Raw genomic sequence first — 17,078 nt, forward strand, 5'->3', positions numbered from 1 at the left:
GGGGAGGGGGCGGGGCTGGGGCGGGTTGGCCCGCTGCGCTGTGCTCCACCGCCGTGTGCTGCCGCAGGGGCGCTGTCGAGGAGGCCGTGGGCGTTACTCCTAGGTAGAGGCAGTTGCCACCCGATATAAGTGCCTTTTCGGACGCAGAATCGGGCGGCAGTCCCACCCCGTTGCCCGTTCAACCTCCCGGGCCGGGCATATCGGGCACGCTGGCCGTCGGAGGGGGTGGCCTGGGGTGAGGCGTGCGCCGCTGCGCTGAGCCGCTGGTCGCCGCAGCGAGGGGGCTGAGATTGGAGCGCTGTGGCAGGGCTTTGAGGTCTACTCGCAGGTAGGGTTGGTTTGCCGTCCGACGAAAGCGCCATTTCGGACGCAAAGTTGGGCGGTAACCCAACCCGGTTGCCTATTCAACCTCCCAGGCCGGGCATATCGGGCGCGTTGGGCATCGGAGGGGGCTTCCCCACCCTCACCCCCCGCCCCTTGTGGGCGGAAACGGCACCCGAACGGCCAGCGCCCCCGGCGCAGCGCAGCGCGCCGCCCCATCGGACTGCCGTGGATCACAGGCGAGCGCCTCTCCCCGAGCCGCACCCGACGGTCTCGCCGTGACCATTTCGCGGCAGCAGCCAGCGGCGAAGCGCAGCGAGCCTTCTTTGACCTCAGGCACCCACCGGCCGGCGGGCAGCGAACCGGACCTCAGCCCGGCCCCCTCCCCCCGCCGCTGCTAGCGCTTTGGACCCGGAGGGTCCGAGACGAAAGCCGCAGCCAACCGGGCGCAATACCGCCCCACCCAGCGACAAGCCGTGACACCCACCCCTCCCCGAACCGCAGGCAGCGAGCCAACCCCTGCCCACCCTTCGTCGCCGCTGGCCTGAACCTCAAGCCACAACGCACCCGCGCTCACAACCACCGGCGCAGCGCAGCGCGCCGCCCCCTGCCGGACTGCCGTGGATCATAGGCCCGCGCCCTCCCCCGAGCCGCGCCCGAACACCCCGCCGCGGCCACTTCGCGGCAGCAGCCAGCGACGAAGCGCAGCGAGTCCTCTCTGACCTCAGGCACCCACCGGCCGGCGGGCAGCGAGCCGGACCTCAGCCCGGCCCCCTCCCCTCCCGCTGCCAGCGCCTTGGGCCCGGAGGGTCCGAGACGAAAGCCGCACCCAGTCGGGCGCAATACCGCCCCACCCAGCGACGATCAGTGACGCCCGCCCCTACCCAAACCGCAGGCAGCGAGTCAACCTCTGGCCGCTGCTGGCATGAACCTTCAGCAGCAACGCACCCTGCAATCACCGGCGCGGCGCAGCGAGCATTCCCTGACCTCAGCTACAGCCCCACCTGCAGGCAGCGAACCGAGCCCAGCCCTGCCCCTCCCGATGCCGTTCTCCTCCACCCCCGGGACCTGCGGCGAATGCCGGGTGAGGCTGCTCAGCGAGGCGACGAGCTGGCCCGGTCCACGTGCCTGACCGCACAACAAAGGGCGGACGCCATCACCCCAAGGCGTTCACGCGCCCAACACCACGGTCTCCCCCGAGGAGGAGCCCTCCCCCAAAACGCCGCCCCCGCGCACCTGCGCGGAAACCTCCCCGCCCTCCTCCCGGAAGTGCCGCGGGCTCATTCCTCGGATGCGTTTGAAGGCGGCGCTCAGGGCGAAGGCCCCGCTGTAGCCGACGCGGTGGGCGGCTGTCTCCAGGGTCGTGTCCGGGTCGCGCAGCAGGTCGGCGGCGAGGGAGACCCGCCATTCGGCGAGGTACGCCATGGGCGGGTGGCCGACCAGTTCGGTGAACCGGCGGGCGAGCCCGGCGCGGGAGGCGCCGACGGCGGTCGCGAGCGAGGCCACCGTCCAGGGGTCGGCGGGCCGGTCGTGGAGCAGTCGCAGGGCCGGCCCGACCACCGGGTCGGCCTGCGCGCTGTACCAGCCGGGCGCCCCCGAACCCGGCGCGGCCAGCCAGGCGCGCAGTACGTCGACGAGCAAGAGGTCCAGCAGCCGGTCGAGTACGAGCCCCTGGCCGATCTCGTCCTTCCCGATCTCGTCGGCGAGCAGCCGCACCAACGGGCTGTCCGTCGCCCCCGCGGGCCGTACGAGCAGCGCGGGCAGCGCGCCCAGCAGCCGCCGCCCGACCTCGCTGGGCCCCTGGTACGTACCGCTGAGCATGACCGACGCCCCGGCCCGCTCCGCCTCGCCCCAGGTGCGTACGCCCAGCGCCGTGCTCTCGGTGACGTCCTTGCCGTCCGCGACGGTGCGGCAGCGCTGGTCGGGGCCCACGACGATCTGTACGGGCGTCCCGGGCCGGTCGGCGATGGTGTAGGCGTCGGGCCCGCGCAGCAGGGCGACGTCACCGGGGCGCAGCAGGCAGGGACGCGCGCGGTCCGGGTACACCCAGGCGTCGCCGCGCACCATGGTCGCCACGGAGATCGGCGCACGGTCCTCGATCCGGAGGGACCACGGCGGATGGAAGACCGTCTTCATCATGAACGCGTCACGGGCTTTTGGGCCGCCGAGCAGGCCCGCCATCGTGTCCATGCCGCCAGCCTAGACGGGGCGCGATCAGACGGGGCGCGATCAGACAGGGCGCGATCAGACAGGGCGCGAGCAGACGGGGCGCGAGCAGACGGGGCCCGCCTACGCCCAGGCGCCGGCCGCCGCCGCGTCGCGCGCGTACGCGGAGAAGTCGCGGGGCGCACGCCCCAGGACCTCCTCGACCCCGTTCACGAGATGGGCGTTACGGCCGTCGGTGATCAACGAGAACAAGTCGGCGAACTCGACCGGCACCCCGTGTTCCGCCAGGGCGGCGCGGTACGCGTCGAGGGTGACCGGCACGTAGTCGATCCGGCGGCCAGCGGCCTTCGACAACTCGGCGGCCACCTCGCCGAAGGTCAACAGTCGAGGGCCGGACAGTTCGTACGTCCTGCCGACGTGCCGGGCGTCGGTGAGCGCCGCCACCACCACGTCGGCGATGTCATCGGCGTCCACGAACGCTTCGGCGGCCTCCCCGGTCGGCAGCGCCAGCTCACCGGCGCGCACCGCGTCCCGGAAGAAGCCCTCGCTGAAATTCTGGTTGAACCAACTACCCCGTACGACCGTCCAGTCCGCCCCGGACTCCTTCATCCTCTCCTCGCTGACCCGCGCGCCCTCCTCGCCCCGCCCGGACAGCAGAACCAGCCGCCCCGCGCCCCGTTCCACCGCGAACCGCGAGAATTCCCCGACGGCCTCGGCCGCCCCCGGAAAGGCGAGGTCCGGGAAGTAGGTCACGTAAACACTCCCCACCCCCTCCAGCGCCGCACCCCAAGAACCCGCGTCCTCCCACACAAAGAGCCGGTCCCCTTTCCGGCTCCCCACCCGCACCTCGCGCCCCTGCGCGGCAAGCCGCTCCACGACCCGCCGCCCGGTCTTGCCCGTACCGCCGATGACGAGGGTCTTCGTCGCCGGCTGCTCCGCTGTCTGTTCCGCATTACGCATCATGACCACAGTCAATCCCCGCCCCCTGAGCCGGAACATGGCCCCGAATCTCAATCCCATACGCGCGCGTCCACGGCCTCACCGCCGATACGGCCTCACCGCGTCCACGACCTCACCTCGGATACGGCTTCGGTGGGCCCCGGCACCACGTTCAAGTGCAAGTGGTGCCGGGACCCACCCGGCGGAGGACGACGGTCAGACGTCAGACCTTAGGCGTCACGCTTCGCCGTTGAGCATGGCGGCGGTCAGCACGTTGCCGCCGACGCCCCAGCCGCCGTCGACGACCTCGTCGATCAGGACGACAGTGGTGGGCCGGGCGCGCTCACCGTAGATTTCCGCGTAGAGGTCGGTGGTGCGCTCGACGATCTTCTTCTTGTCCTCGGCGGTGACAGTGCCGGCGGGAACCTTGAAATTGGCGAAAGGCATGGCTTTTCTCCTTGAGTGGTTGATCAAAATGAGATCGGTGACCGATGGTCTGTGGGTGTTTTTTCTTCTGTTGGCGGAAGAAAACCGCTCCTCTTTGATCAGAGGCTCGCCTGCGGCGTCAGCAGTTCTTCGATGCCGACGCGGTGGTAGAACTCCGCGCGGACGCGGTCGTACACCGCCGACACCACCTCGCTGCCGTCGCGGCTGGGGTCGATATGGGTGCGGAAGGGGCGCTCGCCGTGCGGCAGGCCGACCACCCGGACGATGTCGTCGGCGACCTCGTCGGCCCCGTGCCCCGCCGGGAAGATGTCGCTCAGGGTGGTGGTCATGGTGTCCCTGAGTCGGCCGTACGGGGCGTCGTACGCGGTGGTCCGCGCGGTGTCGGCGGGGGTGCTCGCGTTGGCGAAGTGGTTGGTGCCGCTGGGGTACGCGCCGGGGACGACGATGGTCGTCTCGACGCCGAACTTGATCAGTTCGGCGGCGTAGCTCTCGGCGAGGGCGTCCATCGCGGCCTTCGCGGCGAAGTAGGGGCCGAGGAAGGGCGGGTGCCCGCCGCGGGTCGAGGACGAGCCGACCCAGACGAGCAGCCCTCGCTCCTGCTGCCGCATGACCGGCAGCACGGCCCGGTTCACCCGCTGCGTGGACAGCACGTTGATGTCGTAGACCTCGGCGAGCTGCTCGACGGTGAACGCCTCGGCCGGCCCGAGGACCATATGGCCGGCGTTGTGCACCACCACGTCGACGCGCCCCTGCTCCGCCAGCACGCGGTCGACGGCGCCGTCCACCGATCCCTGGTCCTGTACGTCCATCTCCACGGCGGCTATCCGTACGCCGCGGTCCTCGCCGAACCGGGCGAGCGCGGCGACGGCGGGCGCGTTACGGCCCGTGGTGGCGCGCATCCCGGCGTACACGACGTGGCCGGCCTCGGCCAGGGCCCGCGCGGTGAGGGCCCCGAAGCCGCTGGACGCGCCGGTGACCAGCACGACCTTCGGCTCCGCGGCCTCCCTGCCCGGCCGCTCCGCCCCTCCCTCACCCTGTGTCATCACACCATCCCCCCGTTCGCCCGCAGGGTCTGGCCGTTCACCCAGTGGCCCGCGGGGCTGGTGAGGAAGGCGACGACCTCGGCGATGTCCTCCGGGGTGCCCAGCCGCTCCAGCGGCGGGGTCTTCGCGAGCTGGTCGATCAGTTCGGGCGTCTTGCCTTCGAGGAACAGATCCGTGGCGGTGGGGCCGGGGGCGACGGTGTTCACGGTGATGTCCCGGCCGCGCAGCTCGCGGGCGAGGATCATCGTGAGCGTCTCGACGGCCGCCTTGCTCGACGCGTACGCGGCGTAGGCGGGGAACTGGGTGCCGACGACGGAGGTCGAGAAGCCCACGAACGAGCCGCCCGCGCGCAGCCGCCGGGCGGCCTGCTGGGCGACGGCGAAGGTGCCGCGGATGTTGGTGCGGTACACGGCGTCGAGCACCGTGAGGTCGAGGTCGGCGACCGGCGAGAGGGCGAGCCGGCCGGCGCAGTTCACGACGGCGTCGACGCCGCCGAACTCCTGCTCCGCCCGGTCGAAGAGCGCGGCGACCGCGTTCTCGTCCGCCACGTCGGCCCGTACGGCGATCGCCCGCCCGCCGGCGGCGGTGATCGCCGCCACCGTCTCCTCGGCGGCGGCCGCGTCGCTCGCGTAGTTCACGACGACGGCCAGGCCGGCCTGGGCGAGCTTGAGGGAGACCGCCCGGCCGATGCCGCGCGATCCGCCGGTGACGACGGCGACGCGCCCGGCTGCCGGGGGAGGGCTACCCGCCCGCGATGCCGAGGCCCCGGCTGCGGCGGAAGGGCTACCGGCCCCCGCCGCCGAGGCCCCCGCCGCCGGGGCCCCCGCTGTCGAAGCCCCCGCCGCCGAGGCCCCCGTCGCGGAAGGAATGGGATCGGACTGATCGGGCTGATCGGGCTGATCGGGCTGATCGGGCTGATCGGGCTGGTTCGTAGTCATGTCCTCCACGGTGCGCGGGGTCGGCCGGCGGAACCAGGGGATCTCATCCCCTGTGTCGCCGGCCCTGCCGGACGCAGAATGGGAGACATGGGTTCTGTTAAGTACGCCGAGATGGGCGCGTTCCTGCGCTCGCGGCGCGAGCGCATCCGCCCGGCCGACGTGGGGCTGCCGCACGGCCCCCGCCGCCGGGTGCCCGGGCTGCGCCGCGACGAGGTCGCCCACCTCGCGGGCGCCTCGGTGGACTACTACAACGAACTCGAACGCGGCGCCGGCTCGCAGCCCTCCGAGCAGATGATCGCCGCGCTGGCGAGGGCCCTGCGGCTGACCGCCGACGAGCGCGACTACCTCTACCACCTGGCCGACCGCCCGGTGCCCGTGCACGGCGGGCCCGCGTCGCACGTCCACCCCGGCATGCTCGACCTGCTGGGCCGGCTGACCTCGACGCCCGCCCAGGTGATCACCGACCTGCACGTCACCCTCGTGCAGAACCCGCTGGCCGTCGCGCTGCTCGGGGATCAGTCCGGCTTCCGCGGCCCCCGGGCAAGCTTCATCCACCGGTGGTTCACGGAGCCCGAGGCCCGGCTGCTGTACCCGGAGGCCGACCACGCGGACCAGTCCAGGGCCTTCGTCGCCGACCTGCGGGCCGCCGCTGCCCGCCGCGACGCCAAGGACGCCGAGGCCGGCTCCCTGGTCCGTACGCTGCTCGCCGTCTCCGACGAGTTCGCCGCACTGTGGGCCGAACACGACGTGGCCTTCCGGCGCGACGACCGCAAGCGCATCAACCACCCCGCCCTCGGCCTGGTCGAGGTCAACTGCCTCAATCTCTTCAGCGAGGACGGTCGCCAGCGGCTCCTCTGGTTCACCCCCGCCGTGGGCACCGACAGCGCCGACCTCCTCGACCTCCTCGCCGTCCTCGGCACCCAGGAAGTCTCCGGCCTGCCCCACTGAGAGCCAGAACCAGGGCCCAAGGGCCCAGGCCCCGGGGCCTTCTCCTCCCCCCCCGTCATGTGGCCCGTGGCGCGGAAAGTACGCGGAAAACCACAGGCATAACGGAGAAATCCACCGCCGTCGCAGATCTCCCGATGAATACCACGGATTCTGCTGGTGACGGTGGGGTCCAGCGGCTAAGATTCGCGCGCTCGTGGTGATGATCGGCGAGGTGGGCAGGGGGCGAGGGCGCCGTGATTGAGCTGCAAGAACCAGCAATTCAGGGCATTCTGCCCGATATGGCGAACGCGCGCTTACCTTTCCTGGCCCGCGGTGCCGGTAACGCACACGCATGTCCTCATATGACCATCACAAAGCGGTCCACGCAACGGCGCTGGGCCGCTTTTCTTCCCTGGGTAGCGAGAGACACGAGCAGCGAGAAGCGAGCGCTTCGTTTTCACGACAAGAGAACACGACAAGAAAACACCACAAGAGAAGAAGAGAAGTGTGGAGTGTGATGCCATGAACCGAGGCAGTAGAGACCCGCGCCGGTTAGCCGGGCGGCTCATGGAGCCGTCGGCGCGCATCGGTCTGTCTGTTCTGCTGCTGGCGGGCGGCGCCCTGGGGGCGACGGCCGGCCCGGCCGCCGCCGCGACCGCCGACGGCACGCTGACGGTCGAGGTGCTCCGCGACTTCTTCGGCACCGGCGTGATCAACGCGACGATGGACGTACCGCAGCGCGGCATGAAGGTGGCGGTCACCGACCCCGCCGGGCACGTCGTCAGCGGCGTCACGGATGCCACCGGCAAGGTCGTGGTGGAGCCGTCGGCCGCGCTGAGCGGCGGCCAGTACCGCGTCGACGTCAGCATTCCGGCCCCGTACAACGGCTATCTGCGGGCGGCGCCCGCGTCGACGAAGGAGAACCACTTCAGCAGCTTCACGTCGTTCGTCGACGTGTCGGACGGCAAGAACGCCTCGGTGGTGACGGGCGTGTGGAACCCGGCCGACTACACGCTGCCGGAGTCGCGGTACTTCGTACCGGTCCACAACGGTGCCAACGGGACCGACAAACGGGCGTTGGTGGCGTTCGGGACGGAGGTCCGGGGCACGTGTCCCACCAAGACGGCGTGTCCGGCCACGCTGGCCACGCAGGACCAGGTGGGCACGACGTTCGGGCTGGCGTACGACAAGGACCGGAGCCGGCTGTTCCAGAGCGCGTTCGCCCGCCGGTACGCCCCGTACGGGCCTCAGGGCGGGGGCGCGATCTACACGGTGCCGGTCAACGGCTCGGGCGCGCCGAAGCTGTTCGCGCGGGTGCCGGACGCCGCGGAGACGCGGCACGACACCGGCAACATGATCAAGGACGCCGGGTTCACCGACGTGCCGGGCAAGGAGAGCATCGGCGGCCTGGCCCTGTCGGAGGACGGCTCCACGCTGTACGCGGTGAACCTGCGGACCCGCAGCCTGGTGAGCTTCGACGCGACAGGCGGCACCGCCGGGGCGCCCCAGTCGACGGTCCCGATCCCGGACCCGGGGTGCGCGAGCCCCGAGGACTGGCGGCCGTTCGGGCTCCAGACCCACGACAACAAGCTGTACGTCGGCGGCGTGTGCAGCGCGGAGAGCACGCAGAAGCGCTCGGACCTGAAGGCATTCGTCTCCACCTATGACGGCAAGCGGTTCAGCACCGTCCTGAGCCACCAGCTCACGGACAAGCGCGGCAGCGTCTTCGGCGCCGGCGACAAGGCCACCCACTGGAACCCGTGGAACACCAGCCTGGACACGTGGGAGGACCGTAAGTCCGGCAACGTCTTCATCGACCCGCAGCCGGAGCTGTCCTCCCTCGCCTTCGGCCGCGACGGCTCGATCATCCTGGGCTTCCGCGACCGGTTCATGGACGTGATGAGCTGGGGCGGGCTGGACCCCCGACCGGGGAACGGCACGGCGGAGAACGGCATGTCCGGCGGTGACATCACCATGGTCTGCGCCACTCCCACCGGCGAATACCAGTGGGAAGGCACCGGGAGCTGCCCCAACCACGCCACCCCCGCCAACAGCGGCGGCCAGCCCGCCGACGTCGTCGAATACTTCCCGGGCGACTCCTTCGGCGGCGCGCACCAGGAGACCGCACTGGGGTCGGTGGCCTACATCCCGCGGCAGGAATGGGTCGTCAGCACGGAGTTCGACCCGGTCGCCGACGTCGCGACCTCCGGGACCGGGTACCACAACATCACCACCGGCGCGGGCCCGGGCAACGACCCGACCCACAACGGCTTCCAGTTCGTCAGCCGGGAACAAGGCGGCTTCGGCAAGGCCGGCGGGCTCGGCGACATCGCCTACGCGGCGGCGAACGCCCCGATCCAGATCGGCAACGTCGTGTGGTTCGACGGCGACCACAACGGAATCCAGGACCCCGGGCACGTACTGCTCCCCGGGGCGACGATCAACCTGCTGGACGCGGACGGCAAACAGGTCGCCACGACCAAGACCAACGCCGAGGGCGAGTACTACTTCGGCGGTGTCGGCGCCGCGTACGAGCTCACGCCCGGCGCGAAGTACACGGTGCAGTTCGACGTGTGCACCGCGGACACCAGCCGGGTGCCCGAGCAGCCCCCGGCGAGCGCGCTGAGATTCACGCTCCCGCGGGCCGGCGGCGACCGCGCGCACGACTCCAATGTGACCCCGCCGACCACCGGACGGCTGTGCAACGGCTACGCGCCCGTCACGGCGCCGGACAAGCCGGGCGGGGTCGACCACACCATCGACGCCGGGGTCTACATCCCGAAGGAGACCCCGACCCCGACGCCGACCCCCACCCCCACACCCACCCCGACTCCGACGCCGCCCGCGGCCTCCGTTCCGCCGTCGCCCGCGCCGCCCGCCAACCACCCGAACCCGGCTGGCGGCAGCGGAGGTTCGCTGGCACACACCGGTACGCCGGGGCTGGCGGAACTGATCGGCGCCGCCGGTCTGCTGGTGGGCGCGGGCCTGGTCATCGCGTACGTGACCCGGAACCGCCGCGCTCGGCAGCACTGACCGAACCGCGCAGCATTGAACGAGCCGCGCAGCACTGAACGAACCACGCACCACTGAATGAACCGCACAACGGTGGTCTGCCCGTCCGCGATCCGAAAGGTGCGGGCGGGCAGGCCGTCTTCAGGTGTGGTGATCGATCGGCGATCGGAAGGATGGATACGGAGCGTGCCAGCGTCGTACCGCGTACGGAGTGCGAGAACCCGGCAGGCCCCACCGGGTCGTACGGCTGACCGGCGCCGATGGCGTCCGCGGTCGCGCCGGGCCGCGGCCGTCATCGGCATCGGCATCGCGGCCGTCGCGGCGGCCGGGGCAGCCGCGTTCTTGATCGCCGACAGCGGCAACGGCTCCGGGGGCGGCTCCGGCGGCGATCCGCGCCCGCTGACCTCGGATGAGGCGGGCCGGCTCGCGCTCACGCGTTTCCTCAACTACCAGGCGCGAGGCCGCGCGGTGACGGTCACCGTGCCGGGCACCGGGGGCACGCTGACCGTCACCGGGTCCGTCGACTACCGGCGCAAGGCCGGTTACGGCGTGGTGCACGGCACCGGGCGCGACAAATCCAGCGACGGGCTGATCCAGTGGACGCCCGCCTCCGTGCGCGTCCTCCCGATGGCCAACGCCCCGGCGCAGGCGCCCGCCTCTCCGCCCCGCTCCGGCTGGTACGAACGCCCGCTGCTGTCGGCCGGCAGCACACTGGACACCTCCCTGTCCATCGCCCTCGGCCTCGGCGGCGACCGGCCGGACAACGCCCAACTGCTGTCGCAGAACGGTGCCTCCTGGCAGGGGCGGGAGCAGTTGGACGGGCACCGGGTGGACGTCATGACCGGCCCGTCCTCCCCTGGCCACTCCGGTACGGCGGGCACCGTGCGCTACTGGCTCGGCTCCGACGGCACCATGTACCGGGTACGCGTCAGCGTGCGTTCGCAGCCGGAGCCGGTGGTCATCGATTTCGACACCCACCAGTACGTGCCGGTCGAGCCGGCTCCCGGCACCGCCACCTCCCCGTTCAAGTAGTCTCTGCTCAGGCGCTGTTCAGGCGGCCTCCACCAGCGCGTACGCGGCGAGCAGGGACGCCTCCGGCAGCCGGATGCCGTCCGTCTTCGGCAGGTCCGGGACGGCCGGGACGACGGTGGCGCCCGCCGTGGCAGCGGCGGGGAACTGCGGCTGCTGGGGAGGCGCGGCGACCTCCGTGAACGGGATGCCGCCGGGCGCCTTCGGCGCCTCCCACGTGCCGGACGGCGAGGGCGGCCCAGTGGGGGAGGGCGACTCCCCCCGCGTAGCGGGGTCGGCCGGGGGCGGGCAGGCCGCGGTCGTCGTGAGCCGGTCGGGCACGGTCGTGCGCAGGTCGTTGTCCCGCAGGCAGTTGCCCCGGCCGCGGGTGGCGGTGGGGAACGTCCAGCCGACGTCGACGCCATTGCCGGTGAACGTGTTGTCCACGATCTGATTGCCGACCGGAGGCAGGTCGGCGGTCGCGGTGATCATCAGTCCCGCGTTGCGGTTGCCGACGACGCGGTTGCGGAGGAACCGGTTCTCGCTGCCGCCGTCGACGCCGACGCCGATGCCCCAACCGCCGTCCGCCTGCTCCGGGGTGGCCTGCTGCTGGTTGGCGGCGATCAGATTGCCCGCGATAACGGAGCCCTTCTGCGGAAGCAGCTTCTCCTGGTGGTCGGAGTTGGTGGTGAGCCCGACCCGGTTGCCGGTCAGGCGGTTGCCGACCACGTACATGTTCTCGCTGGCATTGGTGCCTTCGTAGCCGACCGCGTTGAGTTCGGCGACGTTGTCGCGCACCACGATGTTGCAGGGCTTGCACTGGCCGACATAGATCCCCGAGTCGGCGCCGCCCGACGCGTACGAGTGCTCGATGACACCGTTCTGGGCGGAGAACGCGTAGATGCCGTACAGCCCGTTGCGGGTCGCGGTCACGTGGGAGACCAGGAACGACTTCAGGAAGCTGACGGGCTCGGAGCCGGTGTCGTATCCGCCGCTCCCGCCCGGCAGGCCGGCCGCCGCCTTCGCCGAACCGGTGACCAGCACCCCGTTCTGCGTGTTGTTCCGCACGGTCAGGTTCTCCACGGACACCCCGGGCGCCGAGACGACGACGCCGTTCGGCTGGCGCAACCGCCCGTCGATGACGACCTTGTCCCGGGACAGCCCGCGCAGGGTGACGCGCGCCGTGCCCACCCGCACCGACTCGTGGTAGACGCCCGGAGCGACCAGCACCAGGTCGCCGGGGCGCGCCAAGGAAACCGCCGCCGAGATCGTCGGGGCGTCGGCGGGCACCCGGATCGTCACCCGCGCACCGTCCGGACGCCGACCCTTGCCCGACCCGCCATCGCCATCACCGTTGCCATCGCCGCCGCCGCAACCGGCCACCAATGCCAGCGTGCCCACTACGGCCGCCAACGCGCGAAGAGCTGATCTAGGCATGATCCCCAGTCTGGCATGGCGCCCAATTCCACACCAGAATCGCGCGGTTGAGCGCACGTACGGTTCCGGTGTGGCACTCTGCGCACCATGCGCCGAGCCGAACACCACCCGTCACGCCGTACGTTCCTCGATGTCACCGGCGCCATGATGGCCGCCGGCCTGACCGCGGGATGCGCGGCCGACACCGCCGAGCCGCCCCGGCGCACCCCTGATTCCGCGACCACACCCGTCCCCGCCTCCACCTCGACCTCCACTCCCACACCCGTTTCCGCGACGGGCCGCCACCAGGCGGGCATCACGCTTCCCCAGCCGGCCCAGCCCAACCTCCTCGCCGTAGTGGCCGACCTCGGCGCCACCGCGGACCCCGGCCCGCTGCTCGCCGAACTCGGCCAGGCCATCCTCACCCTCACCGCCGGGAACGACCCGCGGCTGATGGGCCTGCCACCGGGCGACCTCACCGTCACGGTCGGCGTGGGCCCCCGGCTCGTACGCGCGGCCGGCGCCTCCCTGCCCGGCGCGACCGACCTCCCGCGCTTCTCCCGCGAGCGGATCGCCTCCCGAGCCCGCGGCGGCGACCTGCTGATACAGATCTGCGCCGGCGACGCGCTGCTCTTACCGGTCGTCGCCGCCGCGCTCCTGGCCCAGGCCGGCGACCGCCTCCGCGAACGCTGGCGCCAGTCCGCACGCCGCGGTGCGAACGTGTCCGTCGGCAACGGCCTCACCGCGCCCCGCAACCCCCTCGGCTTCATCGACGGCATCGTGGGCCCGCACACGGCCGCGGAACAACAGCGCGACCTATGGCTGACAGGCCCCCCGGCGGTCGCCGGCGGCACCCTCGCCGTCCTAAGACGTATGGAACTCGACCTGCCGCGCTTCGCCGCCCTCTCCGTGGCCGAGCAGGAAGCGGTCTTCGGGCGGCGCCGGGCCAGCGGCGTCCCCTTCTCCGGCGGCGCCGCCGACTCGGGCCCGGACCTCGGAGCCAAGACACCGGACGGCCGCTACCTCGTCCCCGCCACCGCCCACGCGCGCCGCGCACACTCCACCGCTGTCGGAGTCGGTCTCATGCTCCGCCGCTCGTACACCACTGACGAGCCCGCCCCCGGACTGCTCTTCATCAGCTTCCAGAACGACCTGCGGACCTTCACCGCCACCCTCACTCACATGGAAACCTCCGACGCGCTGCTGCCCTTCACCACCACGACCGCCGGCGCGACCTTCCTGATCCTCCCCGGCTTCGACCGCCACCGCCCGCTGGGCTCCCAACTCTTCGGCCGACCGCCCGCGTAGCCACCGGGGGCAGGCCCCGCTGTCGGGAACGATGGCCGGGGTTTATGGAGGTCAGTCCTTGTGCCGCAGGACTGCCCCCTGCTCGGCCTCCGCCGCGGCGCGGAACGTGGACCAGGCGTCGGCGCTGACGCCGAGGGCGTCGGACAGGTAGGCGCTGACCGCGTCGGCCACCAGGACCACGCGCGCGGGGTCGGGGTCGGTGGTCTCGGCCACGGCCTCCCCGGCTATGCCGCCCAGGGTGTGCCCGCCGTTCGGTACGGTCATCAATCGCTTCGGCGCGGGGCTCAGGTGGTAGGCGTCGAGGAACCAGTCCGGGCCCCGGGTGGACATCTGCGACTGGTCCTTCTCACCGGCGATGATGAGCGCGGGGGTGCTCATGGTGCTGTAGTCCGGCCGCATGAAGGGCAGGTGCTCGACAGCGAACGGGGTCAGGGAGTCGCCCGTTCCGGTCGCGGCGATCAAGACGCCGGCCTTGACGCCGGGACGGGAGAAGTCCTCCCCGGGGTGGCCGGCGTCGTCGACGATACGGGCGCCGAGAAGCGTGCCCACGGTCTGGGCGCCCCAGGAATGCCCCACCAGCGCCACGCGTGCCCGGTCGACCCGGTCGGTGAGCCCAGCCTGCTCCATGACGTGGCCGAGGTGGTCGAGCACCCCGTGGAGGTCGGAGATCCGAACCCGCCAGATGGTGCCGGAGCGCGGGTCGTCGAACCCGATGCCGTACCGGCGGGAATCGAGATGCGTGGGCTGGACGACGACGAAGCCCGCGGCGGCCCAGCGGTCGACCAGCGGCTCATAGCCGTCCATCGACCACGCGTTGCCGTGGGAGAACACGATGACGGGCAGGTCGGCGCCCTGGACGGGGGCGGTCACCTTCACCTGAAGCTCGAATTCCCGTCCCTCGGCGGGAACGATGATCGGCTTGATCGCGATCGTCTGGTGCTGTGCGGGAGTGGACATGGGCGCTGGCTTCCTCACGACGGGACGCGTACCGCATACTCTTAGCGGAACCTCGTTCCGGAACTGTACCGGAACAAGGTTCCGCTACGCAAGAGCTTCAGCCCCGCCGAAAAAAGTTGTCCGCGCGCCACCCCCTCGCTCGCCGGAGCCCGCACGGCGCCGCGTCCACAACCCGCCTCAGACCGGACACGTCGCCCGCCTCCCGCCCGCCTCCCGCCCGCCTGGGCACCCCACCGCACCGCCGTGTTGCGCGCGCAACACGCAAACACCCCCTGGCCGCGTTCCTGCGGACGCCATCTCGCACCCACTCGTAAGGCCGCAACTCGGGTGGTGTTGTTGTGAGTCACTGAGTCCGGTTGCCCCCAGCGCGTACATCCGCTGCCCGCCGGGGTGTTGGCGGCCGGTGATACGATCATGGTTCGGCGTCTCCGTTCCCGGTCGTCCGGTGACCAGTCACTCCAATCCCTTTCCGTCAGAAACGCGAGCCCAGTGCCCGGACCTTGTCAACCATCGACAAGCCGGCTAACACCGGGTCAACTGGGGGCGACCACTGCGGGCTTCACCCGTGGCCCCTGCTCCGCCTACGCACCCTCGCGGCAACACGTACCGGTGGTGGACACCGTCCCTCCCCCGATCGGGATGAGAGTGTGCTTGGTCACCCGGTACGAGGAAATGCTGCTCGAAAACGCCGCCGGGCAGCCCGAGTTCGAGCTCGACACCGTACTGGCGCGGTCGTTATCGCCCCTGCTGTTGTGTGAGCTGTTCGGATTCCCGCTGGCCGACGCCGACGATCTGCGCGGTTGGGCGGGGGCCTGGGTGCGAAATCAACCGAGATGGCTGCGGGCTTCGTCGACGCCGGACGCACTACGCCGCGGGCCCCGCACCTGCCCACGCCGAGGACGAGATTGTGCTGGGCGAGTTGGTGACCCGGTACCCGGCGGTTCGGCCGACTTGGCGCGCCGGCGAGGTGCACCGGCGAGGTGCACCGGCAGTTCACGCTGCTTCTGCGTGGTGTGGGCAGCCTGCCCGTTCGTATCAACTAATCACTCATAGAGAAGAAGGACATGACTGATAAAGCCACCACCCAGCCGGTTTCGGACCTCTACGACGTGTTCACCCACATGCTCCTGCGGTTCTGGAGTGAGAACCTGCACTACGGCTACTGGCTTTCCGACGACGATGACAGTTCCGTGGACGTAGCTACAGATCGGCTCACCGACCTGCTCATCGAGCGTCTGGCGCTGCAGCCCGGCCAGCGGATGCTCGATGTCGGCTGCGGTATCGGCATGCCCGCGCTCCGTCTGGCCGGCACGGTCGAGGCGGACATCACCGGTGTCACGATCAACTCAGGACAGGCGCAGGAGGCCAACGCCCGCGCCGCGGCGGCGGGCCTTTCCCATCGCGTCCGGTTCGATCACGCCGACGCGATGGCGCTGCCCTATCCGGACGACTCGTTCGACGCGGTCTGGGCGTTCGAATCGCTGATGCACATGGAGCGTTCCCAAGCGCTGGCGGAGATGAAGCGTGTGCTGCGCCCCGGCGGCCGACTGGTCATCGCGGACACGTGCCAACACGAACCCACCAAGCCGGAGTACCAGGACGCACTCGACGACGCGCAGGCGAATTTCGCCATCGTCGACCTTCCCAGCATCGACGGCTACCGCGACCTGATCACCGGCGCGGGCCTGGAGTTGGACGAGCTGCTGGACGTCAGTGAGCACACCAAGCGAACGCTGGGACTCATGGCCGATGGCGCGCGAGAGCACCGTAGCGCCCTGGAGGAACAGTTCGGCGACGAGGCCCGCCAGTTGATCGAGGTCCTGGTGCACCCAGTGTCCCTGCAGCCGGAGTTCGGCTACCTCGTGGCCACGGCGCGCAAGGCGTCGTAGCCACATCGCCACCGACAGGCGCCCCCGCCGACGCCGCCATGGCAACGACTCGGCGAGCCGACACGCTCACCGCGGACGTCAAGCCCCCCGATAGCGGCAAGCCGCCCGACGACGAATCGCCCGACGACGAACCGCAGGAGAACGGGCCGAGGTCGGGCGGCGAGCGAGCGACGAGCGGGCGACGCTCGCCGAGCCGTTGCGCCGGCAACGCCTCACGCTGGTGGCGAGGTGCGCGAGTCCCGACACGGAAGCCCTGGCACGGCGCGCCGCTGAGCCGTCGACGATGCCGCTGCTCGGACTGGTGAGCCACCTGGCCGAGATGGAGCGGCCGACGTTCCGGAGGATGACGACCGGGGTAGGCCGCGCCACAACCGTTCTGCCCCGAGCACGCCACATGGGTGCAGTTGCCCCGGGTCGGGCACCCCAAGGGGCGTATCGGGGTTCCCGGCGCGGCGTCCGGGCCGAGCGATCACCTGAAAATCGATAGGACCCCCAATTCGATCCAGCCCAGTCCTCCTCAGCCCTGCTCGAACGGGATTTGTGCTGCACGTGCAGCACATGCCGCGACTGGCGTCTGGAGGCTCCGCGAACCGCGGAGGCCGCGGCCTTCCTGCTGAGGCTATGCCTGTCGTCGGGCGGCCCGCTCGTGGCGTCTCGTCGCCTTCTGGGTGGAAGTAGGTCGGCTCGGATTAGCGAGAAGTGGTCAC

General features: G+C 71.2%; 13 protein-coding genes. 6 read left to right on the forward strand and 7 right to left on the reverse strand.

The window, feature by feature from the left end:
* Nucleotides 1-1,491: 1,491 nt before the first annotated feature.
* The 5 genes from IF55_RS33465 to IF55_RS33485 all read right to left on the reverse strand — a co-directional run bounded on the left by IF55_RS33465 (nt 1,492) and on the right by IF55_RS33485 (nt 5,854).
* Nucleotides 1,492-2,511, reverse strand: coding sequence for an AraC family transcriptional regulator (locus tag IF55_RS33465; RefSeq protein ID WP_063764088.1), 1,020 nt, complete (start codon nt 2,509-2,511; stop codon nt 1,492-1,494).
* Nucleotides 2,512-2,610: 99 nt separating this feature from the next.
* Entirely contained in the window at nt 2,611-3,447 is an 837-nt protein-coding gene (locus IF55_RS33470) for an NmrA family NAD(P)-binding protein (protein ID WP_037966052.1), read from the reverse strand.
* 216 nt (nt 3,448-3,663) lie between these two features.
* The gene (locus IF55_RS33475; protein ID WP_030886354.1) at nt 3,664-3,873 is read right to left on the reverse strand and encodes a tautomerase family protein; all 210 of its coding nucleotides are present in this window, start codon (nt 3,871-3,873) and stop codon (nt 3,664-3,666) included.
* Between the two features lie 98 nt (nt 3,874-3,971).
* The gene (locus tag IF55_RS33480) at nt 3,972-4,916 is read right to left on the reverse strand and encodes an SDR family oxidoreductase (RefSeq protein ID WP_048832992.1); all 945 of its coding nucleotides are present in this window, start codon (nt 4,914-4,916) and stop codon (nt 3,972-3,974) included.
* Nucleotides 4,916-5,854: an SDR family oxidoreductase gene (locus IF55_RS33485; RefSeq protein WP_169767304.1), complete on the reverse strand. Its 939-nt coding sequence runs from the start codon at nt 5,852-5,854 to the stop codon at nt 4,916-4,918. The genes IF55_RS33480 and IF55_RS33485 overlap by 1 nt, the downstream gene beginning before the upstream one ends.
* A 78-nt stretch (nt 5,855-5,932) precedes the next feature.
* Between IF55_RS33485 and IF55_RS33490 the strand changes: the two genes are divergently transcribed.
* The 3 genes from IF55_RS33490 to IF55_RS33500 all read left to right on the forward strand — a co-directional run bounded on the left by IF55_RS33490 (nt 5,933) and on the right by IF55_RS33500 (nt 10,825).
* Complete coding sequence (locus tag IF55_RS33490) at nt 5,933-6,802, forward strand: helix-turn-helix transcriptional regulator (protein WP_030886361.1); 870 nt, start codon at nt 5,933-5,935, stop codon at nt 6,800-6,802.
* Nucleotides 6,803-7,348: 546 nt separating this feature from the next.
* Nucleotides 7,349-9,814, forward strand: a complete 2,466-nt coding sequence (locus tag IF55_RS33495) for an SdrD B-like domain-containing protein (RefSeq protein ID WP_245661618.1) — start codon at nt 7,349-7,351, stop codon at nt 9,812-9,814.
* Between the two features lie 285 nt (nt 9,815-10,099).
* Nucleotides 10,100-10,825 (forward strand): hypothetical protein, encoded by a 726-nt coding sequence (locus tag IF55_RS33500; protein ID WP_037966057.1) that lies wholly within the window; start codon nt 10,100-10,102, stop codon nt 10,823-10,825.
* Nucleotides 10,826-10,843: 18 nt separating this feature from the next.
* Here IF55_RS33500 and IF55_RS33505 read toward each other — a convergent pair whose 3' ends face one another.
* Nucleotides 10,844-12,091, reverse strand: a complete 1,248-nt coding sequence (locus IF55_RS33505; protein WP_030886370.1) for a right-handed parallel beta-helix repeat-containing protein — start codon at nt 12,089-12,091, stop codon at nt 10,844-10,846.
* 234 nt (nt 12,092-12,325) lie between these two features.
* Between IF55_RS33505 and IF55_RS33510 the strand changes: the two genes are divergently transcribed.
* Nucleotides 12,326-13,525 carry a Dyp-type peroxidase gene (locus IF55_RS33510; RefSeq protein WP_030886372.1) on the forward strand — a complete coding sequence of 400 codons (1,200 nt, stop codon included), beginning with the start codon at nt 12,326-12,328 and terminating at the stop codon, nt 13,523-13,525.
* A 51-nt stretch (nt 13,526-13,576) separates the two neighbouring features.
* Here IF55_RS33510 and IF55_RS33515 read toward each other — a convergent pair whose 3' ends face one another.
* Nucleotides 13,577-14,482, reverse strand: a complete 906-nt coding sequence (locus tag IF55_RS33515) for an alpha/beta hydrolase family protein (protein WP_030886373.1) — start codon at nt 14,480-14,482, stop codon at nt 13,577-13,579.
* A gap of 1,064 nt (nt 14,483-15,546) precedes the next feature.
* Between IF55_RS33515 and IF55_RS33520 the strand changes: the two genes are divergently transcribed.
* Together IF55_RS33520 and IF55_RS41545 are read left to right on the forward strand one after the other, a co-directional pair.
* The gene (locus IF55_RS33520; RefSeq protein ID WP_030886376.1) at nt 15,547-16,371 is read left to right on the forward strand and encodes an SAM-dependent methyltransferase; all 825 of its coding nucleotides are present in this window, start codon (nt 15,547-15,549) and stop codon (nt 16,369-16,371) included.
* 220 nt (nt 16,372-16,591) lie between these two features.
* Nucleotides 16,592-16,858 (forward strand): DinB family protein, encoded by a 267-nt coding sequence (locus IF55_RS41545; protein WP_398243691.1) that lies wholly within the window; start codon nt 16,592-16,594, stop codon nt 16,856-16,858.
* Nucleotides 16,859-17,078: the final 220 nt, after the last annotated feature.

The sequence above is a fragment of the Streptomyces varsoviensis genome (genome assembly GCF_000718635.1).
Taxonomy (GTDB): domain Bacteria; phylum Actinomycetota; class Actinomycetes; order Streptomycetales; family Streptomycetaceae; genus Streptomyces; species Streptomyces varsoviensis.